Below are 25,162 nucleotides of genomic sequence, written 5' to 3' on the forward strand. Positions count from 1 at the left end.
CGAGTTTGCTATGAGACGAGAACTTGCCATCGAATTTTCCCGCGTAACCGAAGCGGCGGCGCTGGCTGGCTACAAATGGTTGGGACGCGGTGACAAAAACACCGCAGACGGCGCGGCGGTAAACGCGATGCGCATTATGCTTAATCAGGTCAATATTGACGGCACCATCGTGATTGGTGAAGGCGAGATCGATGAAGCGCCAATGCTCTACATCGGCGAAAACGTAGGAACCGGCCACGGCGATGCGGTGGATATCGCTGTCGATCCAATCGAAGGCACGCGTATGACGGCGATGGGCCAGGCCAACGCGCTGGCGGTGCTGGCAGTCGGCGATAAGGGGAGCTTCCTGAACGCGCCGGATATGTATATGGAAAAGCTCATCGTCGGACCGGGCGCGAAAGGCGCTATCGACCTGAATCTGCCGCTGGCGGACAACCTGCGCAACATCGCCGCCGCGCTTGGCAAGCCGCTGTGTGATTTAACGGTAACCATTCTGGCGAAGCCGCGTCACGATAATGTGATTGCGCAGATGCAAACCCTCGGCGTGCGCGTATTCGCCATTCCTGACGGCGACGTAGCAGCCTCCATTCTGACCTGTATGCCTGACAGCGAAGTCGACGTGCTGTACGGCATTGGCGGCGCGCCGGAAGGCGTGGTCTCCGCGGCGGTGATCCGTGCGCTGGATGGCGACATGCAGGGTCGTCTGCTGGCGCGTCATGACGTCAAAGGCGACAGCGAAGATAACCGCCGCATTGGCGAACAAGAGCTGGCACGCTGTAAAGCGATGGGGATCGACGCGGGAAAAGTCCTGCGTCTGGACGAAATGGCGCGTAGCGACAACGTGATTTTCTCCGCCACCGGCATCACCAAAGGCGATCTGCTGGAAGGGATTAGCCGCAAAGGCAACATCGCCACCACCGAAACGCTGTTGATTCGCGGAAAGTCCCGCACCATCCGCCGTATTCAGTCCATTCACTATCTGGATCGCAAAGACCCGGACGTGCAGGCGCATATCCTGTAATTGATTTGTTCGTTCGAGCCTTCCAGCCCATCCGGGCTGGAAATCTTGCAGCCAAGGAACGAAGATAAAGGGACGAGATCAGAACAGGAGAAAACCATGGCAGATTGGGTAACAGGCAAAGTCACGAAGGTACAGAACTGGACCGATGCCCTGTTTAGTCTGACCGTCCACGCCCCCGTTCATCCTTTTACCGCCGGTCAGTTTACCAAGCTTGGGCTGGAGATTGACGGCGAGCGAGTCCAGCGCGCTTACTCCTACGTGAATGCCCCCGATAACCCGGATCTGGAGTTTTACCTCGTCACCGTTCCCGACGGCAAGCTAAGCCCGCGTCTGGCGGCGCTGAAGCCCGGCGATGAAGTCCTGGTGGTGAGTGAAGCCGCAGGTTTCTTTGTGCTGGAGGAGATCCCCGACTGCGACACGCTGTGGATGCTGGCGACCGGCACCGCCATTGGCCCGTATCTGTCGATTCTGCAGTGGGGAAAAGATCTGGACCGCTTTAAAAATTTGGTGCTGGTCCATGCCGCGCGCTACGCCGCCGATTTAAGCTATTTACCGCTCATGCAGGAACTGCAAAAACGGTATGAAGGCAAGCTGCGGATCCAGACGGTGGTCAGTCGGGAAACCGTCGCCGGTTCGTTAACCGGTCGCGTTCCGGCGCTCATTGAAAGCGGTGAGCTGGAAAAAGCCATCGGGCTACCGATAGATAAAGAGACCAGCCATGTGATGCTCTGCGGTAACCCGCAGATGGTGCGCGATACCCAGCAGTTGTTGAATGAAACCCGGCAGATGAGCAAACACTTGCGTCGTCGCCCAGGTCATATGACCGCAGAGCACTACTGGTAAGTATTTTGCCGGAGGGCGACATCGCCGGATCCGGCCTACTGTTTACCGTTCCGCTTTATACTTAACGTCCTGGGTGTCTTTGCCGAACTTATTTTCCCCCTGGGTGCCGATAAACGCGCCCAGATCGATAATCATCATGATAAGAATCAGCGTCGGTACAAAGCGCCCCACCGCCCATTGCCACATACCTGGCAGGATTGCCCAGTTTCCAGCCAACAACATCCACGCCAGAATCATCAAGAGCGCCCACAGTCCGGAACGCCCACGGTCGTGAAGGCGTTTTACTGTCACCGCCGCCGTCGGCCAGAGCAGGCAGACCAGGCAAAACGCCGCGGTTTGGATATCGAGCAACGACTGGCTCGCCAGCGAAAACAGGACCACCATGCCGACAAGCCACAGAACCATCCAGATCCAGAAATCACGGCGGCCAATACGCCCTTTAAATGAGAATAACCACTGCTGTATGGTCATGTAAGTTCCTTTAAAATAGAAAACGCCGACAGTTTACCCTTTTGACAAGCCAGACGGTTATCGTTTTAATCGTGAGCAGTCATAACGAAAGGTAAGATTGATGAAGCCAGGATGTTCACTGTTTTTAATGTTATTTTCAGCGATGACGTTCAGCGTGACCGCGCTGTCGGCGGAGCCTCTGGTCGCCCCCACAGCGCCATACTTGCTTGCCGGAGCGCCAACATTTGATCTCTCTATCAGCCAGTTTCGCGAAAACTTTAACCAACAGAACCCAAAGCTTCCGTTAAACGAATTCCGTTCTATCGACAGCAGTCGCGATAAAGCCAATCTCACCCGCGCAGCCAGCAAAATTAACGAGAATCTGTACGCTTCTACCGCCCTTGAGCGGGGAACGTTGAAGATCAAGAGTATGCAGATCACCTGGCTGCCGATCCAGGGGCCGGAACAAAAAGCGGCGAAAGCGAAAGCGCTGGAGTACATGACGGCCGTGATCCGCACCGTCGCACCACTGCTGACCAAAGAACAAAGCCAGAAAAAGCTGCAAAAACTGCTCGCCGCAGGAAAAAATAAACGCTACTACGCCGAAACCGAAGGCGCAATTCGCTATGTTGTGGCAGATAACGGCGAAAAGGGGCTGACCTTCGCGGTTGAACCGATTAAGCTGGCGTTATCTGAGGATCTTGAGGGGCTTAATTAGTGATAAAAAGCAAAGCCTCTCAGGGGAAAATCTCTATACTGTTTCACAGACCATGCTGCTCGCAAGAGTGGCCATCTTCCTTAATTCGCTGACAAAGCGTGGAGAATTACAATGCGACATCCTTTAGTGATGGGTAACTGGAAACTGAACGGCAGCCGCCATATGGTAAACGAGCTGGTGGCTAACCTGCGTAAAGAGCTGGCAGGCGTTGCTGGCTGTGCGGTTGCGATCGCTCCGCCGGAAATGTATATCGATCTGGCGAAGCAGGCCGCGGCCGGTAGCCACATCATTCTGGGCGCGCAGAACGTTGACCTGAACCTGTCTGGCGCATTCACCGGTGAAACTTCCGCTGAAATGCTGAAAGACATCGGCGCGCAGTACATCATTATCGGCCACTCAGAGCGTCGTACTTACCATAAAGAGTCTGACGAGCTGATCGCGAAAAAATTCGCCGTACTGAAAGAACAGGGCCTGACGCCAGTTCTGTGCATCGGTGAAACCGAAGCCGAAAACGAAGCAGGCAAAACCGAAGAAGTGTGCGCACGTCAGATTGACGCCGTGCTGAAAACCCAGGGCGCAGCAGCGTTCGAAGGCGCGGTCATCGCGTACGAGCCGGTATGGGCTATCGGTACCGGTAAATCAGCGACGCCTGCGCAGGCACAGGCGGTGCATAAGTTTATCCGTGACCACATTGCCAAAGCGGACGCGAAAATCGCTGAACAGGTCATCATCCAGTACGGCGGTTCCGTAAACGCGTCCAACGCGGCGGAACTGTTCGCTCAGCCGGACATCGACGGCGCGCTGGTTGGCGGTGCTTCTCTGAAAGCTGATGCCTTCGCTGTCATCGTAAAAGCGGCGGAAGCAGCTAAACAGGCGTAAGTTTTCGGGACGGGAGGACCTCTCCTCCCGTCACTATCGCTTTACCAGTAACCCAGCCAGCGCCACCAGAAGGCGCCGGTCACTCCCCAGATGGTCAAATTGACCACACTCATGACCAGCCCCGTTTTCCACCATTCCGCCAGCGTGACATAGCCCGATCCAAAGATGATAGGCGCAGTGCCCGTACCATAGTGCGTGAGCGACATCATCAGAGAGGATGAAAAACCGAGCATCAGCCCAAGCAGTGCGGGTGGCGCGCCAAGGCCTAATCCCGCGGCGAAGAACGCAGCAAACATCGCCGTAATATGCGCAGTGGTGCTGGCAAAAAAGTAGTGCGAGTAGACGTAAAGCAGAATCAGCAAAAGCGTCGCGATGCTCCAGTGAACGCCGAGATGGTCAATGGCGCTTCCGACGCTGGTCGCCAGCCAGCCCACCAGACCCAGCTTACTGAGAAAATCCGCCATCATCACCAGTGCGGCAAACCAGACGATAGTATCCCATGCCCCACGGCACTTAAGCATATCGTCCCAGCTTAATACGCCGGTCAGCAACAAAACCGATAAGCCAATTAACGCGGCACTGGTGGGATTAACAGTCCAGCCGCTGCCCATGAGCATCGCAGGGACACCCGCCCACAGGCAGAGCAACAAAATGAAAACCGCCAGGGTGATTTTTTCCGCCAGCGAGAGCGGACCAAGCGCATCCAGTTTTTCCCGCGCGAACTGCGGCGCATTCGGCGTGCGCGTAATCGCGGGCGGATAGAGCCACCAGATAACAATGGGCATCACGACCAGTGATACGACCGCAGGAAGCAGCGCGGCAATAGCCCACATCCCCCAGGTCATATTCAGTACCCCATCCGTCCCCTTCAGCAGAAAGCTGACAATTAGCGGGTTAGGCGCGGTTGCGGTGATAAACATCGCAGAACTGATCGGGTTAATGTTGTAGTTCACCAGCGCGAGATAGCGTCCCGTGGAGCCATTTTCACTGTTTCCCGGCTGCGAGCCGAGGCTTTCCGCAATGGCCCGCATCACCGGATGAATAATGCCGCCGCCGCGCGCGGTATTGCTCGGCGTGACTGGCGCAATCAGCGTTTCAGCGAGGGTGAGCGCCCAAGCGATACCCAGCGTTCTTTTACCAAACAGCGCAATAAATCCGTAGCCAATGCGCGCGCCCAGCCCGGTTTTCAACAGACTTTGCGACAGCATGATCGACAGGCCAATTAACCAGATCAGCTGGTTTGAAAAGCCGCTTAACGCATCATTAAGCGCTGCCGAAGGTTTACCCGGATTGGTAACACCGGTCATTGCCACCAGCATAATCGCCACAACTGCGATAGCGCCAATCGGCATTGCTTTACCGATAATTGCCGCAATCGTGCCGATAAACAACGCCAACAGGTGCCACGCCTCTGGGGTGACCTCAGGTGGGCAAGGGATAACAAACCAGATTGTCAGCGTAATCACAAGCGAGATAATGGCAGGCCAACAGCGGATGGGGGTTAATCTGTCCATGAATCTGTCCTTGAGTTTCCAGTGCGCAAATCAGCGCTTCGCTATTAACCGCCATCGCTCCATATAAAACAATTCACCATCTCACAAAACAAAAAATTAACACCATAATGAAACTATAATTTCCCCAGCACGCTGAACCAGGCGTAATCCAATGGGAGCAGCACAAAATAAGTTGCCAGCGCCAGTGCGATACATAGCAACATGCCTGCCCTTGCCGGTACCTTCCCTAACGCCATCGCCACCACAATCGGAGACGCCTGATACGGCAACAGCGGAGTGGAATAACCCAGCACCTGGATCATAATCACCGACAGAAGCGGAAAACCGGTGGCCTCAGAGAAGCTCTGCGCCAGTGTGGTGTAAAGCGCCGGGACACCATTAGCGGTCATAATGAAGTTGAGCGCGGTGGTAATGCCGGTCAATGCGAGGAAGCTGGTAAACGGCGCCTGCGGATCGAGCGGCATGACGTGCAGGAGCGCCTCACCCACCGCATCGCCAATCCCCGTTTGCGTGACGGTCATCGCCAGCCCAAGTATGCCTGCAACGTACAGGCAGGTACGGAAGTTCACGCCCGAGGCAAACTCGTCTCCGCTGATAAAACCGATACGCGGCAGCAAAGTTATCACCGCCGCCGCCAGCCCGGTCCATGCAGGACCAATACCGTGCCAGCTCTCACTAACCCACATCACCAGCACCACCGCTAACATCCAGGCCAACCGTTTTTCGGCGCGACTCATCGGCTCAGGCGGCGTTAATTCGCGCGGCGCCTGAGGCTTGCCTGGAAATAATCCGCAGATCAGTACAATGAGCAAAGCGCCTTTCAACCAGCCCAATACCGGCGTGTGCAGAAGCAGATAGGGGAGATAATTGAGATGGATGCCGTATGCGCCTTCCGCCGCGCCGCTCATCACCAGATTCGGCACGTTAGCCGGCAGGATCGTGGCAGAAAGCTGGAAAGTGCCGAAACCGACAGCAAGCGCCAGGCCGTACCATGCGCGGGTTCCGTCCTTAATTCCGGCACGCTTCGCCATCGCCGCGACGACAGGCATCAACAGTGCGATGCGCCCCATGTTAGACGGCATCACAAAGGCCAGCGCGTAGCTCAGTAGCACCACGCTCGCCACCATTAGCGGCCAGGAGTCGGTCAATCTTGAAGACAGTGCCCTCGCCGCCCGGTCTGCCAGTCCCGTTTTCCGGATCGCCACGCCAAGTACAAAACCGCTGAACACCAGCCAGAACGCCGACGAAGCAAAACCACCGAAGATGACGTCCGGCGGCGCGATCTTTGCCATCATCGCCACGGTAAAGAACAGCAGTGCGGTGATGAACTCCGGCAACAGCGAGGTTGCCCAGAGCAGAATGGTGATGCCAATCACCAGCGAAGGAAGAAAAAGGGGATGCGAAAGCCAGAGCGACATGCCTGTCTCCTGTCGTTTTTTTCATCAAGAATACGGGGACAGGCAGGTCGAGTAAATGACAGATTAGCAGGGGCTAGCGGAGAATATCACACTGATGATCCTGAATTTCCTCTGCCGAGGCACGGTTCAGCGTGAGCAGATTGCGTTGCGTCGCCAGTAAAACAAACGCGTTATCGCTCTGGCGAGCCATCGCCAACGCATAGTTTCCCATATGGTCACGCGCGTCCGGCACTTCTTCCGCCAGCATCATAAACGGACTACGCTGCGCCAGTTCGCTTTCGGTCACACGACGCGCCAGATACACATGTCCGCGTAATCCGCCTGGCAGGGGGAGCCAGCGGGAACTGACATTCGCGAGATTTGCGTCCAACTGCGCGCGAACATCGGGACGCAGGCAGGAGATATGGATGTGGAAATGGTTCTGTGTCCGCCCGGTACGTGAGTTTATCGTCAAGGAAACGGCACTGTCCGGTATCTCCTTACCGTATTTCTGGCTCATAAAGCTGCGCGCCTGCCAGGCCAGCCAGAAAAAATTGGGCGTGTACGGCTCAGTCAGTAACGGACTTTCTGTACCGTTGATGCGATACGTTGGCATCAGGAGATATTGCAGCGGACCGTTGCGGTCTTTGAACACCACGTAACCGGCATCGGGTTTTACTTCGGCACACGGCGCCGGATTTTGCCGCTGCAGTTGGTTTGGCAGGCATTGCTCAAAAACGATGTCGCGTAATGCGTCAGGATTACGCATAAATTTCCAGTAACCCACACCCGCAGCGGCAACAAACACCAGCAGTACCAGCAATCCATAAACGATTTTTTTCATGACGCGTTCCCTGTATCTAAACGACCTGCAAGAGTAACGCAAAATGATGACAAATAAAAAAGCCCGGCGGCAATTGCCCCGGGCCGGTGCTCAACACGCAGATTAACGTTTACTGATCTGATCGAACGTGCCGCCATTCGAGAAATGGTCTTTCTGCGCTTTCGTCCAGCCGCCGAAGACGTCATCAATGGTAAACAGCTTTAGCTTCGGAAAGACATTTTCATATTTCTTCGCCACCTCCGCATCGCGCGGACGGTAGTAGTTTTTCGCGGCGATCGCCTGGCCTTCCGGCGAGTACAGGTATTTCAGGTAAGCTTCCGCGACTGTCTGTGTTCCCTTTTTATCCACCACTTTGTCGACGATGGAGACGGTCGGTTCGGCGAGGATCGATTCGCCAGGCGTCACAATTTCGAATTTATCTTTGCCCAGTTCGTTGGCAGCCAGCAACGCTTCGTTCTCCCAGGCGATCAGTACGTCGCCAATGCCGCGCTCAACGAAGGTGTTAGTTGAACCGCGTGCGCCGGAATCCAGCACTTCCACGTTTTTATACAGCGCTTTCACGAACGCCTGGGCTTTGGCCTGGTCGTTATTGTTGTGATGCAGCGCGTAGCCCCAGGCCGCCAGATAGTTCCAGCGCGCCCCGCCAGAGCTTTTTGGATTTGGGGTAATCACCGAAACGCCCGGCTTGACCAGATCGCTCCAGTCACGGATTTGTTTGGGGTTGCCTTTACGGACAAGGAAAACAATGGTGGAGGTATACGGTGCAGAGTTGTCCGGCAGGCGTTTGATCCAGTTTTTATCAATGCGGCCCCGTTCGGCAATAGCATCAACGTCATAGGCCAGCGCCAGCGTCACCACATCGGCTTCGATACCGTTTATCACCGACGTGGCCTGTTTGCCGGAACCACCGTGAGACTGGCGGATCACCACATTATCGCCCGTCTCCTGCTTCCAGTGGGCGCTAAACGCTTTATTGTATTGCTCGTACAGCTCGCGGGTTGGATCATAAGACACGTTGAGTAGCTGAATATCCTTTGCCAGAACGCTGGTCGATGCCAGCAATAATGTTAACCCCACGCCCCATTTGTTCATCGCCCAACTCTCTTATGTTGTGTTGTGATGAAGAAAGCGTGCCAGAAAGGTATTCAAACATTAAAGAATAAAAAAAGATTGGCTATAACCTGGGGGAATATGAAAAACGGGGAATTTTGTCTGATCAACGCAGACTGCCAGCCGGCAGTCTGCGGTACACGCGTTAGTACAGTTTCTTCGCGCAGTCCAGCCAGTCACCTTTAAACGGACGCTTCATGTTCTCAATGGCGTCGATGATGTCATGGTGCACCAGTTTTTCGTTCTGAATGCCAACGCAACGACCGCCAAAGCCTTCCAGCAGCAGCTCAATGGCGTACGCGCCCATGCGGGAAGCCAGGATCCGGTCATAAGGCACCGGCGAACCCCCACGCTGAATGTGGCCCAGAACGGTTGCACGGGTTTCACGGCCTGTCTCTTTCTCGATGTAATGCGCCAGTTCATCGACATCACACATATGCTCAGTGATCGCGACGATGGCGTGTTTTTTACCTTTCGCGATACCGGCTTTGATCTCAGCAACCAGATCGTCACGGCTGAATTCCACTTCCGGCACCACCACAAATTCGCAGCCACCGGCAATAGCCGCTGCCAGCGTCAGGTCGCCGCAGTAACGGCCCATCACTTCAACGATGGAGATACGCTGGTGGGAAGACGAGGTGTCGCGCAGACGGTCAATGGCTTCTACCACGGTACCCAGAGCGGTGAAATAACCAATGGTATAGTCGGTGCCTTTGATATCGTTATCGATAGTGCCCGGCAGACCGATGCACGGGAAACCCATTTCAGTCAGGCGTTTCGCACCCATGTAGGAACCGTCGCCGCCGATAACCACCAGCGCGTCGATACCCCGTTTTTTCAGGTTTTCGATAGCCACGGCGCGGATGTTTTCGTCACGGAATTCCGGGAAGCGCGCGGAGCCCAGGAAAGTACCGCCACGGTTGATCATGTCGGACACGCTGTAACGGTCAAGCTGCACCATGCGGTCTTCATACAGACCCAGGTAGCCATCATAAATGCCCATGACTTCCAGTCCTTCCGTCAGTGCTGCGCGCACCACACCACGGATTGCTGCGTTCATGCCCGGCGCATCACCGCCGCTTGTCAACACACCGATTTTCTTAATCATGACTACCTCTGAACTTTGGAATGTAAATTGAAATCTGTTGCCGGAAGTCGATTCTGCACATCGAGACGATCCAACGAATATGCAAATAGTATAACAATCGCTCCCTGCTGAATTGATTCAGGTCAGGCCAAATGGCGGTAATTTATACACAAAATGCGGGCCTGGCTCTCTTTTTTTACCAACACTTACGAAAGCTCAAACCGTTTGCCTTCCCTGGGGACGACAGAACAGGGATCCTGATGAATAATCACATCCGACCCTGGAAAACGCCGCAAAATCGCCTGCTCTACCTGTTCAGCCACCAAATGCGCCTGAACGAGCGGGAGATTATCTTCCATTTCCAAATGAATCTGAATAAAGCGGGTCGGCCCTGACTGCCGCGTTCGTAGATCGTGAGCACCGCTGACGCCCGGCCAGGAGGTCACGATTTCAATAATTTCCTGACGTTCATCATCGGGTAAGGCGCGATCCAGCAACGACTGCACTGCATCATAGCCCATACGTAAGGCGCTATATAAAATATAGATGCCAATCCCTAATGCAAACAACGCATCCGCACGATGCCAACCGTACCAGGCAAGCCCGAGCGCCACGAGAATAGCGCCGTTCATCATAACATCAGACTGATAATGAAGCATATCCGCCCGCACCGCCTGGCTTTGCGTCCGTTTCACCACCCAGCGCTGAAACGTGACCAGCATAATCGTCGATATCAGGGCGATCATCGTCACGATTACCCCTACGCCGGGCTCATTCATTGGCGTAGGCGTGATCAGATGCTGAATGCCGGTCAAAAACAGAAACAGCGCCGAACCGGAAATAAACATGCTTTGCGCCAGCGCGGCCAGCGATTCCGCTTTTCCGTGTCCAAATGTGTGTTCATCGTCCGCCGGTTGCAGCGAATAGCGCACCACTAACAGGTTGGTGAGCGACGCGGCGATATCCACCAGCGAATCGACAAGCGCAGCCAGAATACTTACTGACCCGGTGTACCACCACGCAAAAATTTTGATCAAAAGTAACAGCGATGCCATCACCGTCGCGGCGATCGCGGCCCGGCTGACTAACCGCCCATAGGATTGATTCATAAACACTCCTGCCTTTACATGCCGGTAGTATAACGGAAGGCGATAAACAGTAATGGAATATGACGATGACAATTTTCAGGCAAAAAAAACCCCCACATCATGTGGGGGAAGACAGGGATGGTGTCTATGGCAAGGAAAACAGGGTTTGTTACTGGGAACGTGAGTTGCTACTACTCAATAACTTCAACGATGAACTTTTTTGCCATTGCGTCACGTCGCGCAACTGCTCCATTCGTTGTTGATGTTTCTCGTTTAAAACCGCTTGTTGCTCGGGCGTGAGCAGGCGATACATCTGGTTGCGGACTTTAGCCATTTCGACCTGTCGGGCAACCTGGGCCTGCGCCATTTTTTCTGCCTGAGCGCGTACAGCGTTTTCATCAAATTTTTCTGCGGTGACAAGGCGATGCATTGTCTCCATTTCGCTAACATTAACAGGAGGCTGTTCGTGCCGGGCCTGTTGCATCAGATCTCGCATCTGTTGACGTTGATGTTCGGTTAAACTTATGCCGTCAAACATATGGCTTTGTACAGTGCGCGGCGCCGAAGGTTCGCCCGGGTGCCAGTTATCGCCTGTAACGACTTCAGCAGCATGGCTCAATGTACTGAGTGCCAGCGTTGAGGCCATGACGGCAGCGGTAACTTTGCGCATCACTTGCTCCCAAAATCTTTTCTGTCGCGATTCAACGAGAGACAGTCTACGATTCGGGCTGCAAACATGCGTCAGGGGGTGTAAAACAACGTAAAGTCATGGATTAGCGGCGCTTGATGTCGTAATTTCTGCCTCGGAGGTACGTAAACAATGAATAAAATCCTGTTAGTTGATGATGACCGAGAGTTGACATCCCTTTTAAAGGAACTGCTCGAAATGGAAGGCTTCACGGTGCTGGTTGCCCATGATGGGGAACAGGCGCTGGAGCTTCTGGACGACAGCATCGATTTACTTTTGCTTGATGTGATGATGCCGAAGAAAAACGGTATCGATACGCTGAAAGCGCTTCGTCAGACACACCAGACCCCCGTAATTATGCTGACCGCCCGCGGCAGCGAACTGGATCGCGTTCTCGGCCTTGAGCTGGGCGCAGATGATTATTTACCCAAACCGTTTAACGACCGCGAACTGGTTGCGCGTATCCGCGCGATTCTGCGCCGTTCACACTGGAGCGAACAGCAGCAGAGCAGCGATAACGGCTCGCCGACGCTGGAAGTCGACGCGCTGAGCCTGAATCCGGGCCGCCAGGAGGCCAGCTTTGACGGCCAGACCCTGGAGCTCACCGGCACCGAGTTCACCCTGCTTTACCTGCTGGCGCAGCATCTTGGGCAGGTGGTCTCGCGTGAACATTTAAGCCAGGAAGTGCTGGGTAAACGCCTGACGCCTTTCGACCGCGCTATTGATATGCATATCTCGAACCTGCGCCGCAAGCTGCCGGAACGTAAAGACGGGCATCCGTGGTTTAAAACCCTGCGTGGTCGCGGCTATCTGATGGTCTCCGCTTCATGATAGGGAGCTTAACCGCGCGCATCTTTGCCATCTTCTGGTTGACGCTGGCGCTGGTGTTGATGCTGGTACTGATGTTGCCCAAGCTCGACTCGCGACAAATGACCGAGCTGCTGGACAGCGAACAGCGCCAGGGGTTGATGATAGAGCAACACGTAGAAGCTGAACTTGCGAACGATCCACCCAATGATTTGATGTGGTGGCGTCGCTTGTTCCGCGCGATAGACAAGTGGGCGCCGCCGGGACAGCGGTTATTGCTTGTGACCACCGAAGGACGGGTGATCGGCGCAGAACGCAGTGAAATGCAGATCATTCGTAACTTCATTGGTCAGGCGGATAACGCCGATCATCCGCAGAAGAAAAAGTATGGTCGCGTAGAGATGGTAGGGCCGTTCTCGGTGAGAGACGGCGAAGATAACTACCAGCTTTACCTGATTCGACCGGCCAGCAATTCCCAATCCGATTTTATTAACCTGCTGTTTGACCGCCCATTGTTGTTGTTGATTGTCACCATGCTGGTGAGTTCGCCACTGCTGCTGTGGCTGGCCTGGAGCCTGGCGAAACCAGCGCGCAAGCTGAAAAACGCGGCGGATGAGGTGGCCCAGGGTAACCTGCGTCAGCATCCGGAGCTGGAAGCTGGCCCGCAGGAATTCCTTGCAGCAGGGGCCAGTTTCAACCAGATGGTGACCGCGCTGGAACGCATGATGACCACCCAACAGCGTCTGCTGTCGGATATCTCGCATGAACTGAGAACGCCGCTCACTCGCCTGCAGTTGGGCACCGCGCTGTTGCGCCGCCGCAGTGGCGAAAGCAAAGAGCTTGAGCGCATCGAGACCGAAGCACAGCGTCTGGATAGCATGATCAACGACCTGTTAGTGATGTCGCGCAATCAGCAGAAAAACGCGCTGGTCAGCGAAACGATGAAAGCAAATCAGCTGTGGGGTGAGGTGTTGGATAACGCCGCCTTTGAAGCTGAGCAGATGGGTAAATCGTTCACGGTGAACTTCCCGCCGGGACCCTGGCCGCTGTATGGCAACCCGAACGCGCTGGAAAGCGCGCTGGAAAATATCGTTCGTAACGCGCTGCGCTATTCCCATACGAAGATCGAAGTTGGCTTCGCGGTGGATAAAGACGGCATTACGATCACAGTGGATGACGACGGGCCGGGCGTTAGCCCAGAAGACCGGGAACAAATCTTCCGGCCGTTTTACCGGACAGACGAAGCGCGCGATCGCGAATCTGGCGGAACAGGACTGGGGCTGGCGATTGTTGAAACTGCAATTCAACAGCACCGTGGCTGGGTGAAAGCCGAAGACAGCCCGCTCGGTGGGCTACGGCTGGTGATCTGGCTGCCGCTGTATAAGCGTTCGTAACTCACGTTGTCGTGCCGGACGGCGACGAAAACGCCTTGTCCGGCCTGCACATCGTAGTATGCCCGTAGGTCTGTTAAACAACGCCATCAGGCACGTTTCGTTGCCGGATGGCGATAGAGGTTTCAGCCGCGCAGACGCCGCGACTGATCTTCTATCTTGCCGCTCAGACGGCGTTTCTGCATTGTTCTGGTCCAGCTTTTCGACAGCCCTGCCGCCGACAGCAAACGATGATACTGCTCATCATCGAACGGCATATGCCATGCAATCGCGATGGCTTCCTGCACCGACACGTCGCTAATACGGGAGACCAGCTCCAGCGGCGCGTCCGTCGACACGTTCCCGGCGGCAATCACGCTGCACAGCCAGCCGGTTTTACCGCTGTTTTGCATCTGGCTTGCCATATCGCTGATGCCGAAATGGAAGTTAAGCTTATGACACGGCGAACGAGGCTGCGTAACCTGGATCAGCGCCTCGCCCCAGCGAAAAATATCGCCAATAAAGACGTTCCCTTCGGTGAGTCCTTCGGTTGAGAGATTTTCACCAAATGCCGGAGCCACGAACCGCTCCGCCTGCATAGGGAATTCACGCGCCCACCAGCCGTAATGCTCGCGGGGGTAATGACACAGCGCGCGATCCGGCCCGCCGTGGATTTTCTTTTCCGCCTGCTGGTCGCCTTCCAGACCGAGTTCGGTGAGCTTAAGTTCGCCATCCACCTGAATTTTGGCGATCGCACTGGGGCGGTTTCCCGCGTAGTCCTGAATCTTGCCGGTAAATACCTCTACTGGATAGCGCATCTGGTCCCTCTCCCCGATAAATTTGCTCTATTTAACCACAATTATTTTACCTCGGGTGCGAAAAATGAGAGCACGGTTCACATGATGCAGTAAGAGACATGTTATCAATGAACGGTCTTTTGAAACGCCATTTCAGAATAAGGAGTCAACAACGTGACAGGTCAAACACAGTTTGCTGGCGTCTGGTGCCCCTCCATTACGCCAATGGATAATGACGGCAAGATCGATCTCAACGGGCTTAAGCAACACCTGAGCCGCCTGACAGAGGCCAGAATCGACGTCATTTTACTGATGGGCAGTATCGGGGAATTCGCCTCCTTCTCGTTAGAAGAGCGTCTGTTATTGATTCGTGAGGCGCGCGCCATGAGCACGCTAAAAATGGTTGCTAACGTCTCCTCAACCTGTACGCAGGACGTGCTGCTGATGGCGAAGGAAGCGTATCTCACAGGCTATGACGCGGTGATGGTTTTGCCGCCGTATTACTACGGCCAGACGCCAACCCAACTATTGCGGTATTTTCGCCAGCTTGGGCAACAGCTCAGCGGCAAATGGTTCGCCTATAACTTTCCGGCGCGTACCGGCTGCGATTTAACGCCGGAGCTGGTCGCAACCCTCGCTGGCGAATTCCCGAACTTCGCCGGCATTAAAGATACCGTCGACTGTCAGTCGCATACCCGCAGCATGATCCAGGCGACGCGCGCGGTACGCGATGATTTCGCGGTACTGTCCGGTTATGACGAATATTACATTCCTAACCTGCTGGCAGGCGGTGCGGGGATTATTTCCGGGCTGAACAACGTAATGCCAGAGTTGTTTGTCAGCGCGCGCGAGGCATTCAGGGCGGGCGACCTCGCCACCCTGCGCGATATCCAGCAGAAGATCGGCGTTTATATGTCGATTTACGCCATCGGCGAGGATTTTGTCACCACCATTAAAACAGTGGTATCGCGCAAGTTTGGCTATTGCACCGGCGTGTCGCGCAACGCGGGTGGAGAACTGAATGCGCAACAATGCCAGACGATCGATACCGTTTTTGGCAGATAAAAAAACAGGCCCGGCGGCGCTCTCGCTCACCGGGCCTGCTGATGCGTACCGGATGGCGTCACCGCGCCATCCGGCAGACAAATTATTTTTTAGCCGCGAAACGCGCCGCAGCTTCGTCCCAGTTCACCACGTTCCAGAACTCTTTGATGTAGTCCGGACGGCGGTTCTGGAATTTCAGGTAGTAAGCGTGCTCCCACACATCCAGACCCAGGATCGGGAACCCGGATGCGCCAGAAATCGCTTCACCCATCAGCGGGGAGTCCTGGTTGGCGGTAGAAACAACAGCCAGTTTATCGCCTTGCAGCACCAGCCACGCCCAGCCGGAGCCGAAACGGGTGGCAGCGGCTTTCTCGAATTCCGCTTTGAAGTTATCAACGGAACCGAAGTCGCGCTCGATAGCGGCTTTCAGGTCGCCCTGCAGGGTGGTGCCTTTTTTCAGGCCTTTCCAGAACAGGCTGTGGTTAGCATGGCCGCCCGCGTTGTTACGCAGAACCGTTTTCTTGTCCGCAGGCACCTGATCCAGCTTCGTAATCAGTTCTTCAACCGGCAGCGCGGCCAGTTCCGGCAGGCTTTCCAGCGCTGCGTTAGCGTTGTTAACGTAAGTCTGGTGGTGTTTGGTATGGTGGATTTCCATCGTCTGCTTATCGAAGTGCGGTTCCAGTGCATCGTAAGCGTACGGCAGGGATGGCAGTGTATAACTCATAATCATCTCCATTATTGTCGAGCGGCTGGGTGTTAATGCCGCGTAAGCAGTTGGTTCATTATAGTTAATTAAATGATATTGAAAATGATTATCAATGCCGTAGTTTTTGTAGGGATATCTTTTTTTCTCACTTTACCTGATATGTGAGCCAAATCACTCAGTTAACGTCCTGATTGCCATCAACGCCGTGACTGCGGCAACCGTTAAAAGGTTATGTATCTGCGCACTTTTTAAACTCATGACGTCGGATGGGTAAAACCGACGATAAAAACAATGAGGATGACGTGATGAGTAACGCGATTACGATGGGTATCTTTTGGCATTTGATAGGTGCGGCCAGTGCAGCCTGTTTCTATGCCCCGTTCAAACAAGTTAAACAGTGGTCATGGGAAACCATGTGGTCGGTGGGAGGCATTGTCTCCTGGCTGATCCTGCCCTGGACCATCAGCGCCATGTTGTTGCCTGACTTCTGGGCCTATTTCAGCTCCTTCAATCTTTCTACTCTGCTGCCCGTGTTCCTGTTCGGCGCCATGTGGGGTATCGGCAACATCAACTATGGCCTGACAATGCGCTATCTCGGCATGTCGATGGGCATTGGTATCGCGATTGGCATCACGCTGATTGTCGGTACGCTGATGACGCCTATCATCAACGGCAATTTTGATGTGCTGATCAACACCGAAGGCGGGCGGATGACGCTGCTGGGCGTGTTGGTGGCCCTGATTGGCGTCGCGATCGTCACCCGCGCCGGTCAGCTTAAAGAGCGTAAAATGGGCATCAAGGCCGAGGATTTCAATCTGAAAAAAGGCCTGTTGCTGGCAGTGATGTGCGGCATCTTCTCTGCCGGGATGTCCTTTGCGATGAACGCTGCAAAACCGATGCACGAAGCGGCTGCCGCGCTGGGTGTCGACCCGCTGTATGTCGCTCTGCCAAGCTATGTGGTGATTATGGGCGGCGGCGCGCTGGTTAACCTTGGCTTCTGCTTTATTCGTCTGGCAAAAGTAAAAGATCTGTCGATAAAAGCCGATTTCTCGCTGGCAAAACCGCTGATCGTCTCCAACATACTGCTCTCCGCGCTGGGCGGTCTGATGTGGTACTTACAGTTCTTCTTTTACGCCTGGGGCCACGCGCGTATTCCGGCGCAGTACGACTACATTAGCTGGATGCTGCACATGAGCTTCTACGTACTCTGCGGCGGGATCGTCGGACTGGTACTGAAAGAGTGGAACAACGCCGGACGTCGTCCTGTCGGCGTACTGAGTCTGGGCTGTGTGGTCATCATTATTGCCGCCAATATCGTTGGTCTGGGAATGGCCAGTTAATCGGTTTGAGTACTGAGATGACGCCACTGACTGGGCGTCATCCCGGTTTCCCGGGTGAACACCACCGAAAAATAGTTACTGTCCTCAAACCCGCACTGCATCGAAATTTCACTGATCATCAGGCGGCTGTGCTGAAGCAAATATTGCGCATGGCAGACGCGCACCTGGCGCTGATACTGGTTGATGGTCATACCGGTCTGATTGCGGAACTGCTGGCGCAGCACGCGCTCGCTACACCCTTCCCGATCGCAAAATGCATCCAGCGCGAACGGGCGCTCAAGGCTTCCCGCCAGCGCGGTGATCAGTTTATCAAGCAGGGTTTCGCTGGAAGTGGCTGGCAGGTTGTCGGTAGCGTAGCGGTGACGCTTCAACGTCATCACCAGTTGCCCGAACAACAGTTCCGCCATGTCATTAACCAGCGGATCGTGCTGATGACTTTCATGCTCAAGCTGGTTAATCACCTGGCGCGCCTGGGTCATTCCGGCGCTGCCCAATCGCCAGTGCGGCTGTCTTGGCGTACCGTTGAAACCGGGAATGGCGCTCTCCCAGGCAAGGTTCAGCTTAAGCCGCTCCGGGCAATAGATAATATTCTGCAGCACGAGGTCATTAACCGAGGTGTAGGAGTGCTTGTCTTCCGCGCGAATGTAAAACAGATCGCCACGCGTAATCCGGTACGGACGATCATTGAGCACGTGCAGCCCGTTACCACGCCACACCATTACCAGTTCACAGAATTCATGGGTATGTTCAGCAAACACGCTCTGCGGATAGCGATCGGCGACGGCGACAGCCTGTTCATCACCGGCAAAAAAGTCTTTTTTTAACAGGACTAACTGATTCGCCACCAAAGTCTTCCCTGCCGGATGACGGTTACCGCCTTACCCGGCCTACAAAAAGCGTGACACGCAGGCCGGATAGAACGCTAACGCGTCGCTATCCGGCCTCATCATTGCATCATTACTAACAAATCTCGCAGCAAAAAACGGTGACTGCATTCGCGTTACTGAAGTAACGCATCGCGCCCCTGACGGATATCGCGTGGCGACCAGTTAAACTCGCGACGAAATAGCGTCGAAAAGTGGTTACTGTCGCCGAAACCGCAGTGATAGGCGATGTCCGTTACGCTTTCATCACTGTGTCGCAGGAGGTGGCGGGCTTTGATAAGACGCAGACGATTAAGATAGCGCTGGGGCGTCAGCCCGGTGTGCTGCTTGAGCTGACGATGCAGAGTACGCAGCGACAGCGAGAACCGGTCAGCCAGCGCCTCCCAGCATACTTCTTCGGCGAAATGGTCTTCCAGCCACGCCATCAGTTGATTCAGTCGCGCGTCGTTATTTTCCGCCCCTTCCATCAGACTGCTTCTGCGCAGTAATACCAGCAGTTGCATAAACACAATTTCGCGGTTCGCCAGCGCGGGGAGATCCATTTCTTCATCGCGTTGTTCCATCTGCGCCACCAGGTGGCGCACCTGTTGAAGCACGCTTTGGTTCACCCGCCAGTGCGAAGGGTACGCCCCATCCTGTTCCTGGGGCAGCAGTTGATCCAGCCCGGACAAAAACTGGAACGCATCGGGCGAACGGTAGAGCACATTGGTCAGGCAAAGGTTATCGGTGTGTTCATATAAGTGCCGATCGTGATCGCGAACAAAACAGACGGTGCCGCCGCTAATGGTATACGGCTGTCCGTTAAACACATGGATGCCTGTGCCGTGTTCCACAATCACAATTTCATGAAAATCATGGTGATGCTCCGGAAAGGCAGACTGTGGCAGCCGGGGCTCAATGGCGACAGGCGCTTTACCTGATGGGAAAAAATCCACGCTGTGCAGTACGGTCATGATGATCCCTTCCGGATGAAATGAACATGGCAAAATAGTAATTAAGGGTTATCAACCTCACCTTAAATTTTCGACACGAAACTGAGCAAACAGCGTCAATTTTTCAAGAAAAGGCGGGAAAGATCCGGAAATGCGGTCGACATCACATCAGGAAAACGGGGCGGTATAACTGGAAACTGTGAACGCTATCACGTTCATCTTTGCTTTCTTGCCAGCGGCTAATTATGGCTGTCAGTAACAAGAAGGTGAGCCATGACGAGGTTTTTTAGACTGAGCGCAATGAAACTCAGAAGGACCTCGCTATGACTTTTCGCCATTGTGTCGCTGTCGATCTCGGCGCATCCAGCGGACGCGTAATGCTGGCGCGCTATGACAGTGAACATCGCACCCTGACGCTGCGTGAAATCCACCGCTTCGTAAACTGCCTGCAAAAACAGGACGGTTTTGATACGTGGGACGTCGACAGTCTTGAAGACGCCATTCGCCTCGGGCTGGAGAAAGTTTGCGATGAAGGCATCCGCATTGACAGCATCGGCATCGACACCTGGGGTGTGGACTATGTCCTGCTGGATAAGCAGGGCCAGCGGGTCGGGCTACCGGTCTCCTACCGCGACAGCCGCACCACCGGCATTATGCCGCTGGCGCAGGCGCAGATCGGTAAAGGCGATATTTATCAGCGTAGCGGGATCCAGTTTCTGCCGTTCAATACGCTTTACCAACTGCGCGCGCTGGTCGAACAGCAGCCAGAACTGGTGTCGCAAGTGGCTCACGCGCTGCTGATCCCTGACTACTTCAGCTATCGTCTTACCGGCGAAATGAACTGGGAATACACCAACGCCACCACCACCCAACTGGTCAATATCAACAGCGACGACTGGGATGAGACCCTGCTGGCCTGGACCGGTGCGGAGAAAACCTGGTTTGGCCGCCCTACGCATCCCGGTAATGTCATTGGCTACTGGATTTGTCCGCAGAAGAACGCAATTCCGGTGGTTGCCGTCGCCAGTCATGACACCGCCAGCGCGGTGATCGCCTCTCCGCTGGCCGATACCCATAGCGCCTACCTCTCGTCGGGAACCTGGTCGTTAATGGGCTTTGAAAGCCGTACGCCGTACACCAACGACGCGGCGTTGGCGGCCAATATCACCAACGAAGGCGGCGCGGAAGGCCGTTACCGGGTGCTGAAAAATATCATGGGGCTGTGGCTGCTCCAGCGCGTGCTGAAAGAACGCCAGGTCGGCGATCTCCCTGCGCTGATCGCCGAAACGCAGACGTTAAAAGCCTGCCGCTTCCTGATCAACCCTAACGACGATCGCTTTATCAACCCGGACGACATGTGCGCGGAAATACAGGCGGCCTGCCGCGAATCCGGACAACCGGTACCGGTCAGCGACGCGGAACTGGCGCGCTGCATTTTCGACAGCCTGGCGCTGCTGTACGCCGATGTGCTTGAAGAACTGGCGGCCCTGCGCGGCGAGGCCTTCACCCAGTTACACATCGTCGGCGGCGGCTGCCAGAACGCCCTGCTTAACCAACTCTGCGCCGACGCCTGCGGCATCCGCGTGATGGCCGGTCCGATCGAAGCCTCTACGCTCGGTAATATCGGCATTCAACTGATGACCTTAGATGAACTGAGCAACGTCGATGACTTCCGCCAGGTGGTCACCGCCAACTATAACCTGACGACTTTTACCCCTCATCCTGACAGTGAAATTGCCCGCTATGTCGCGCAATTTCACGCAAAACGACAGACAAAGGAGCTTTGCGCATGACCACTCAACTGGAACAAGCCTGGGAACTGGCGAAACAACGCTTCGCCGCTGTAGGTATTGATGTCGAGGAGGCGCTGCGCCAGCTCGATCGTCTGCCGGTATCCATGCACTGCTGGCAGGGCGATGACGTAGCCGGTTTTGAAAATCCGGAAGGATCGCTTACCGGCGGCATTCAGGCCACCGGCAACTACCCGGGTAAAGCACGTAACGCCACGGAGCTTCGCGCCGACCTTGAGCAAGCGCTGAGCCTGATCCCAGGGCCGAAGCGCCTGAACCTGCACGCCATTTATCTGGAGTCGGAGACCCCGGTTTCCCGCGACCAGATAAAACCGGAACACTTTAAAAACTGGGTGGAATGGGCAAAAGCGAACCAGCTCGGGCTGGACTTTAACCCGTCCTGCTTCTCGCATCCGTTGAGCGCGGACGGCTTCACCCTTTCCCATGCCGACGACAAAACCCGTCAGTTCTGGATCGATCACTGCAAGGCCAGCCGCCGCGTTTCCGCTTACTTTGGCGAACAACTGGGCACGCCGTCGGTGATGAATATCTGGATCCCGGACGGCATGAAAGACATTACCGTTGACCGCTTAGCGCCGCGCCAGCGTCTACTGGACGCACTGGACGAGGTGATCAGCGAGAAACTCGATCCGGCGCATCACATCGACGCCGTGGAAAGCAAACTGTTTGGCATCGGCGCGGAAAGCTACACCGTCGGCTCCAACGAATTTTATATGGGCTATGCCACCAGCCGCCAGACCGCGCTGTGCCTGGACGCAGGCCACTTCCATCCAACTGAAGTGATTTCCGACAAGATCTCTGCCGCGATGCTTTACGTGCCGCGCCTGCTGCTGCACGTCAGCCGCCCGGTCCGTTGGGACAGCGACCACGTGGTGCTGTTGGACGACGAGACCCAGGCGATCGCCAGCGAGATCGTACGCCACAATCTGTTCGACCGCGTCCACATCGGTCTCGATTTCTTCGACGCCTCCATCAACCGCATCGCGGCATGGGTTATCGGCACCCGCAACATGAAAAAAGCGCTGCTGCGCGCGTTGCTGGAGCCAACAGAACAACTGCGCCAGCTGGAAGCCAGCGGCGATTACACCGCGCGTCTGGCGCTGCTGGAAGAACAAAAATCACTGCCGTGGCAGGCGGTTTGGGAAATGTACTGCCAGCGTCACGATACGCCAGCCGGCAGCCAGTGGCTGGAAAACGTACGCGCATACGAGAAAGCGATCCTCAGTCAACGTCGTTAAGACAAATCGTAGGCCCGATCGGCCCAGCGCCATCGGGCAAATAATGAGACAGGTACACTATATTATGCAAAACATTACCGATTCCTGGTTTGTTCAGGGGATGATCAAAGCCACCTCCGATGCCTGGCTGAAAGGCTGGGACGAGCGCAACGGCGGCAACCTGACGCTGCGTCTCGACGAGGCGGATATTGCGCCGTTCAGCGCAGACTTCCACGCCGCGCCACGTTACATCGCCCTGAGCCAGCCAATGCCGCTGTTGGCGAACACGCCGTTTATCGTGACCGGTTCCGGTAAATTTTTCCGCAATGTGCAGCTCGACCCGGCAGCCAATTTAGGCGTGGTCAAAGTCGATAGCGACGGCGCGGGCTATCACATTTTATGGGGACTGACCCACGAGGCGGTGCCGACCTCTGAACTGCCGGCGCACTTCCTCTCCCACTGCGAGCGCATCAACGTGACCCATGGCAAAGATCGTGTGATCATGCACTGCCACGCGACCAACCTGATCGCCCTGACCTACGTGCTGGAAAACAGCACCGATCTCATCACCCGCAAGCTGTGGGAAGGCAGTACCGAGTGTCTGGTGGTGTTCCCGGACGGCGTCGGCATTCTGCCGTGGATGGTGCCGGGCACCGACGACATCGGCCAGGCCACCGCACAGGAAATGCAAAAACATTCGCTGGTCCTGTGGCCGTTCCACGGCGTGTTTGGCAGCGGCCCGACGCTGGATGAAGCGTTCGGCCTGATCGACACCGCAGAGAAGTCCGCCGAAGTGTTAGTCAAAGTGTTGTCGATGGGCGGCATGAAGCAAACCATCAGCCGTGAAGAACTGATCGCGCTGGGTAAACGTTTCGGCGTCACCCCGCTCGCCAGCGCATTAGAACTGTATTAATCGCAACATCGCGCCCCGCTCACCGTTGCCGCGCTGAAACCTTACCAGAGCGGCAATATGTGGATCTCCCGTTTCGCTGTTGCATATGTCGATGTGGCTAACGGTTTTGACTGGCAGGCCGTGGCAGCCTGTGGGGTACTGAGCGGCATCCCTATCCCTGGCGGTTCCGGCGCCATGCAAGCGCAGCGCCGCCGGACATAATTTCATCGTAATTAAGGAGAATAACATGAGCTTTATGCTGGCACTTCCCAAAATCAGCCTGCACGGCGCAGGGGCGATTGGCGATATGGTGAATCTGGTTGCGAACAAGCAGTGGGGAAAAGCGCTGATCGTCACCGACGGTCAATTGGTGAAGCTTGGGCTACTCGATAGCCTGTTCACCGCGCTGGATGCGCACCAGATGTCGTATCACCTGTTTGACGAGGTGTTCCCGAATCCAACCGAAGCGCTGGTGCAAAAGGGTTACGCGGCGTATCAGGAGGCGAACTGCGACTACATCATCGCATTTGGCGGCGGCAGCCCAATCGATACCGCCAAAGCGGTGAAAATCCTTACCGCTAACCCGGCGCCATCCACGTCCTATTCCGGCGTGGGCAAAGTGAAGAACCCGGGCGTACCGCTGGTCGCGATCAACACCACCGCCGGGACAGCGGCTGAGATGACCAGCAACGCGGTGATTATTGACGCCGAACGTCAGGTAAAAGAAGTGATCATCGACCCGAATATCATTCCGGATATTGCGGTAGACGATGCCAGCGTGATGCTGGATATTCCGGCGTCCGTCACCGCGGCGACCGGTATGGATGCCCTGACCCACGCGGTGGAAGCCTACGTTTCCGTTGGCGCGCACCCGCTAACCGACGCTAACGCGCTGGAAGCTATCCGTCTGATCAACCTGTGGCTGCCGAAAGCCGTGGATGATGGCCACAACATGGAAGCCCGTGAGCAGATGGCGTTCGGTCAGTATCTGGCGGGGATGGCATTCAACAGCGCCGGCCTGGGGCTGGTGCATGCGCTGGCGCATCAGCCAGGCGCGACTCACAACCTGCCGCACGGCGTTTGCAACGCCATTCTGCTGCCGATCATTGAAAACTTTAACCGCCCGAACGCCGTCGCGCGTTTTGCCCGCATCGCCGGGGCGATGGGGGTGGATACCCGCGGCATGAGCGATGAAGCGGCAAGTATGGAAGCGATTAATGCGATCCGCGCCCTGAGCAAACGCGTGGGTATTCCGGAAGGGTTCAGCGCACTCGGCGTAACCAAAGAGGACATCGAAGGCTGGCTGGATAAAGCGCTGGCTGACCCATGCGCGCCATGCAACCCGCGCACTGCCAGCCGCGATGAAGTCCGCGAGCTATACCTGGAGGCGTTATGATCCGCAAAGCATTCGTGATGCAGGTTAACGGCGACGCGCACGAAGAGTATCAGCGCCGCCATAACCCCATCTGGCCGGAGCTGGAAGCGGTGCTAAAAGCGCACGGCGCGCATCACTATGCGATCTATCTCGACGAAGCGCGCAACCTGCTGTTCGCCACCGTGGAGATTGAGTCCGAAGAGCGCTGGAACGCGGTCGCGAATACTGACGTGTGTCAGCGCTGGTGGAAACATATGCGCGACGTGATGCCCGCAAACCCGGACAACAGCCCGGTCAGCGCGGAACTGAAGGAAGTGTTTTATCTGGCGTAAGCGCCAATGAGTCCAG

General features: G+C 55.6%; 25 protein-coding genes and 1 pseudogene. 14 read left to right on the forward strand and 12 right to left on the reverse strand.

The genetic code is table 11. From position 1 onward, the window contains the following. Positions 1-10 precede the first annotated feature (10 nt). Together glpX and fpr are read left to right on the forward strand one after the other, a co-directional pair. Positions 11-1,021: a class II fructose-bisphosphatase gene (gene glpX / locus JY391_RS21440; RefSeq protein WP_042292574.1), complete on the forward strand. Its 1,011-nt coding sequence runs from the start codon at positions 11-13 to the stop codon at positions 1,019-1,021. Between the two features lie 96 nt (positions 1,022-1,117). Next, entirely contained in the window at positions 1,118-1,864 is a 747-nt protein-coding gene (gene fpr / locus JY391_RS21445) for a ferredoxin--NADP(+) reductase (RefSeq protein WP_211934995.1), read from the forward strand. A 42-nt stretch (positions 1,865-1,906) separates the two neighbouring features. Here the strand turns inward: fpr and JY391_RS21450 are convergent, their stop codons facing one another. Continuing rightward, complete coding sequence (locus JY391_RS21450; protein ID WP_181822229.1) at positions 1,907-2,335, reverse strand: DUF805 domain-containing protein; 429 nt, start codon at positions 2,333-2,335, stop codon at positions 1,907-1,909. Positions 2,336-2,435: 100 nt separating this feature from the next. Here JY391_RS21450 and JY391_RS21455 point away from each other — a divergent pair, with 100 nt between their 5' ends. Both JY391_RS21455 and tpiA read left to right on the forward strand, forming a co-directional pair. Further along, positions 2,436-3,032 (forward strand): YiiQ family protein, encoded by a 597-nt coding sequence (locus tag JY391_RS21455; RefSeq protein WP_042292561.1) that lies wholly within the window; start codon positions 2,436-2,438, stop codon positions 3,030-3,032. Between the two features lie 111 nt (positions 3,033-3,143). Then, a complete protein-coding gene (gene tpiA / locus JY391_RS21460) occupies positions 3,144-3,911 on the forward strand; it encodes a triose-phosphate isomerase (protein WP_060571000.1) in 768 nt (255 codons plus the stop codon). Between the two features lie 41 nt (positions 3,912-3,952). Here tpiA and JY391_RS21465 read toward each other — a convergent pair whose 3' ends face one another. The 7 genes from JY391_RS21465 to cpxP all read right to left on the reverse strand — a co-directional run bounded on the left by JY391_RS21465 (position 3,953) and on the right by cpxP (position 11,621). After that, a complete protein-coding gene (locus JY391_RS21465) occupies positions 3,953-5,425 on the reverse strand; it encodes a DASS family sodium-coupled anion symporter (protein WP_211934996.1) in 1,473 nt (490 codons plus the stop codon). Positions 5,426-5,538: 113 nt separating this feature from the next. Continuing rightward, positions 5,539-6,843, reverse strand: coding sequence for an SLC13 family permease (locus tag JY391_RS21470; RefSeq protein ID WP_042292554.1), 1,305 nt, complete (start codon positions 6,841-6,843; stop codon positions 5,539-5,541). Positions 6,844-6,916: 73 nt separating this feature from the next. Next, the gene (locus JY391_RS21475; protein WP_211934997.1) at positions 6,917-7,666 is read right to left on the reverse strand and encodes a CDP-diacylglycerol diphosphatase; all 750 of its coding nucleotides are present in this window, start codon (positions 7,664-7,666) and stop codon (positions 6,917-6,919) included. 102 nt (positions 7,667-7,768) lie between these two features. Further along, positions 7,769-8,758 (reverse strand): sulfate ABC transporter substrate-binding protein, encoded by a 990-nt coding sequence (locus tag JY391_RS21480; RefSeq protein WP_042292550.1) that lies wholly within the window; start codon positions 8,756-8,758, stop codon positions 7,769-7,771. Positions 8,759-8,921: 163 nt separating this feature from the next. Next, positions 8,922-9,884, reverse strand: a complete 963-nt coding sequence (gene pfkA, locus JY391_RS21485) for a 6-phosphofructokinase (RefSeq protein ID WP_042292548.1) — start codon at positions 9,882-9,884, stop codon at positions 8,922-8,924. Between the two features lie 185 nt (positions 9,885-10,069). Beyond that, positions 10,070-10,972, reverse strand: a complete 903-nt coding sequence (gene fieF, locus JY391_RS21490) for a CDF family cation-efflux transporter FieF (protein WP_211934998.1) — start codon at positions 10,970-10,972, stop codon at positions 10,070-10,072. A gap of 148 nt (positions 10,973-11,120) precedes the next feature. Further along, on the reverse strand, positions 11,121-11,621 hold the full coding sequence (cpxP, locus tag JY391_RS21495; protein WP_042292543.1) for a cell-envelope stress modulator CpxP: 501 nt from the start codon (positions 11,619-11,621) through the stop codon (positions 11,121-11,123). Positions 11,622-11,771: 150 nt separating this feature from the next. Here cpxP and cpxR point away from each other — a divergent pair, with 150 nt between their 5' ends. Beyond that, positions 11,772-12,470, forward strand: coding sequence for an envelope stress response regulator transcription factor CpxR (gene cpxR / locus JY391_RS21500; RefSeq protein ID WP_042292540.1), 699 nt, complete (start codon positions 11,772-11,774; stop codon positions 12,468-12,470). Next, positions 12,467-13,840 carry an envelope stress sensor histidine kinase CpxA gene (cpxA, locus tag JY391_RS21505; RefSeq protein WP_042292539.1) on the forward strand — a complete coding sequence of 458 codons (1,374 nt, stop codon included), beginning with the start codon at positions 12,467-12,469 and terminating at the stop codon, positions 13,838-13,840. The genes cpxR and cpxA overlap by 4 nt, the downstream gene beginning before the upstream one ends. Before the next feature lie 122 nt (positions 13,841-13,962). Here the strand turns inward: cpxA and yiiM are convergent, their stop codons facing one another. Beyond that, positions 13,963-14,634: a 6-hydroxyaminopurine reductase gene (gene yiiM / locus JY391_RS21510; RefSeq protein WP_211934999.1), complete on the reverse strand. Its 672-nt coding sequence runs from the start codon at positions 14,632-14,634 to the stop codon at positions 13,963-13,965. Between the two features lie 153 nt (positions 14,635-14,787). Here yiiM and JY391_RS21515 point away from each other — a divergent pair, with 153 nt between their 5' ends. Further along, the gene (locus tag JY391_RS21515; protein WP_042292532.1) at positions 14,788-15,678 is read left to right on the forward strand and encodes a dihydrodipicolinate synthase family protein; all 891 of its coding nucleotides are present in this window, start codon (positions 14,788-14,790) and stop codon (positions 15,676-15,678) included. A gap of 82 nt (positions 15,679-15,760) precedes the next feature. Here the strand turns inward: JY391_RS21515 and sodA are convergent, their stop codons facing one another. Beyond that, complete coding sequence (gene sodA / locus JY391_RS21520) at positions 15,761-16,381, reverse strand: superoxide dismutase [Mn] (RefSeq protein ID WP_042292530.1); 621 nt, start codon at positions 16,379-16,381, stop codon at positions 15,761-15,763. 287 nt (positions 16,382-16,668) lie between these two features. Between sodA and rhaT the strand changes: the two genes are divergently transcribed. Beyond that, positions 16,669-17,703 carry an L-rhamnose/proton symporter RhaT gene (gene rhaT, locus JY391_RS21525; RefSeq protein ID WP_181822231.1) on the forward strand — a complete coding sequence of 345 codons (1,035 nt, stop codon included), beginning with the start codon at positions 16,669-16,671 and terminating at the stop codon, positions 17,701-17,703. Here the strand turns inward: rhaT and rhaR are convergent. After that, positions 17,700-18,548, reverse strand: coding sequence for an HTH-type transcriptional activator RhaR (gene rhaR, locus JY391_RS21530; RefSeq protein WP_042292682.1), 849 nt, complete (start codon positions 18,546-18,548; stop codon positions 17,700-17,702). The two genes, rhaT and rhaR, sit on opposite strands and share 4 nt — an antisense overlap. Positions 18,549-18,703: 155 nt before the next feature. After that, positions 18,704-19,540 (reverse strand): HTH-type transcriptional activator RhaS, encoded by an 837-nt coding sequence (gene rhaS / locus JY391_RS21535; protein ID WP_042292528.1) that lies wholly within the window; start codon positions 19,538-19,540, stop codon positions 18,704-18,706. A 302-nt stretch (positions 19,541-19,842) separates the two neighbouring features. On the opposite strand from rhaS, the gene rhaB reads away from it, so the two are divergent. The 6 genes and pseudogenes from rhaB (at position 19,843) to rhaM (ending at position 25,146) form a co-directional block, all read left to right on the forward strand. Beyond that, complete coding sequence (gene rhaB, locus JY391_RS21540; RefSeq protein WP_060570993.1) at positions 19,843-21,312, forward strand: rhamnulokinase; 1,470 nt, start codon at positions 19,843-19,845, stop codon at positions 21,310-21,312. After that, the gene (gene rhaA / locus JY391_RS21545; RefSeq protein WP_199957756.1) at positions 21,309-22,568 is read left to right on the forward strand and encodes an L-rhamnose isomerase; all 1,260 of its coding nucleotides are present in this window, start codon (positions 21,309-21,311) and stop codon (positions 22,566-22,568) included. Before rhaB ends, rhaA begins: the two co-directional genes overlap by 4 nt. 64 nt (positions 22,569-22,632) lie before the next feature. Next, positions 22,633-23,460, forward strand: coding sequence for a rhamnulose-1-phosphate aldolase (rhaD, locus tag JY391_RS21550; RefSeq protein ID WP_211935000.1), 828 nt, complete (start codon positions 22,633-22,635; stop codon positions 23,458-23,460). A gap of 51 nt (positions 23,461-23,511) precedes the next feature. Further along, positions 23,512-23,631, forward strand: a pseudogene (locus JY391_RS21555) (ABC transporter permease); the annotation flags it as partial. 55 nt (positions 23,632-23,686) lie between these two features. Further along, positions 23,687-24,835 carry a lactaldehyde reductase gene (gene fucO / locus JY391_RS21560; protein ID WP_060570989.1) on the forward strand — a complete coding sequence of 383 codons (1,149 nt, stop codon included), beginning with the start codon at positions 23,687-23,689 and terminating at the stop codon, positions 24,833-24,835. Next, on the forward strand, positions 24,832-25,146 hold the full coding sequence (gene rhaM, locus JY391_RS21565; RefSeq protein WP_042292513.1) for an L-rhamnose mutarotase: 315 nt from the start codon (positions 24,832-24,834) through the stop codon (positions 25,144-25,146). The genes fucO and rhaM overlap by 4 nt, the downstream gene beginning before the upstream one ends. Positions 25,147-25,162: the final 16 nt, after the last annotated feature.

The organism is Citrobacter sedlakii, assembly GCF_018128425.1.
In the GTDB taxonomy this organism is placed as follows: Bacteria; Pseudomonadota; Gammaproteobacteria; order Enterobacterales; family Enterobacteriaceae; genus Citrobacter_A; species Citrobacter_A sedlakii.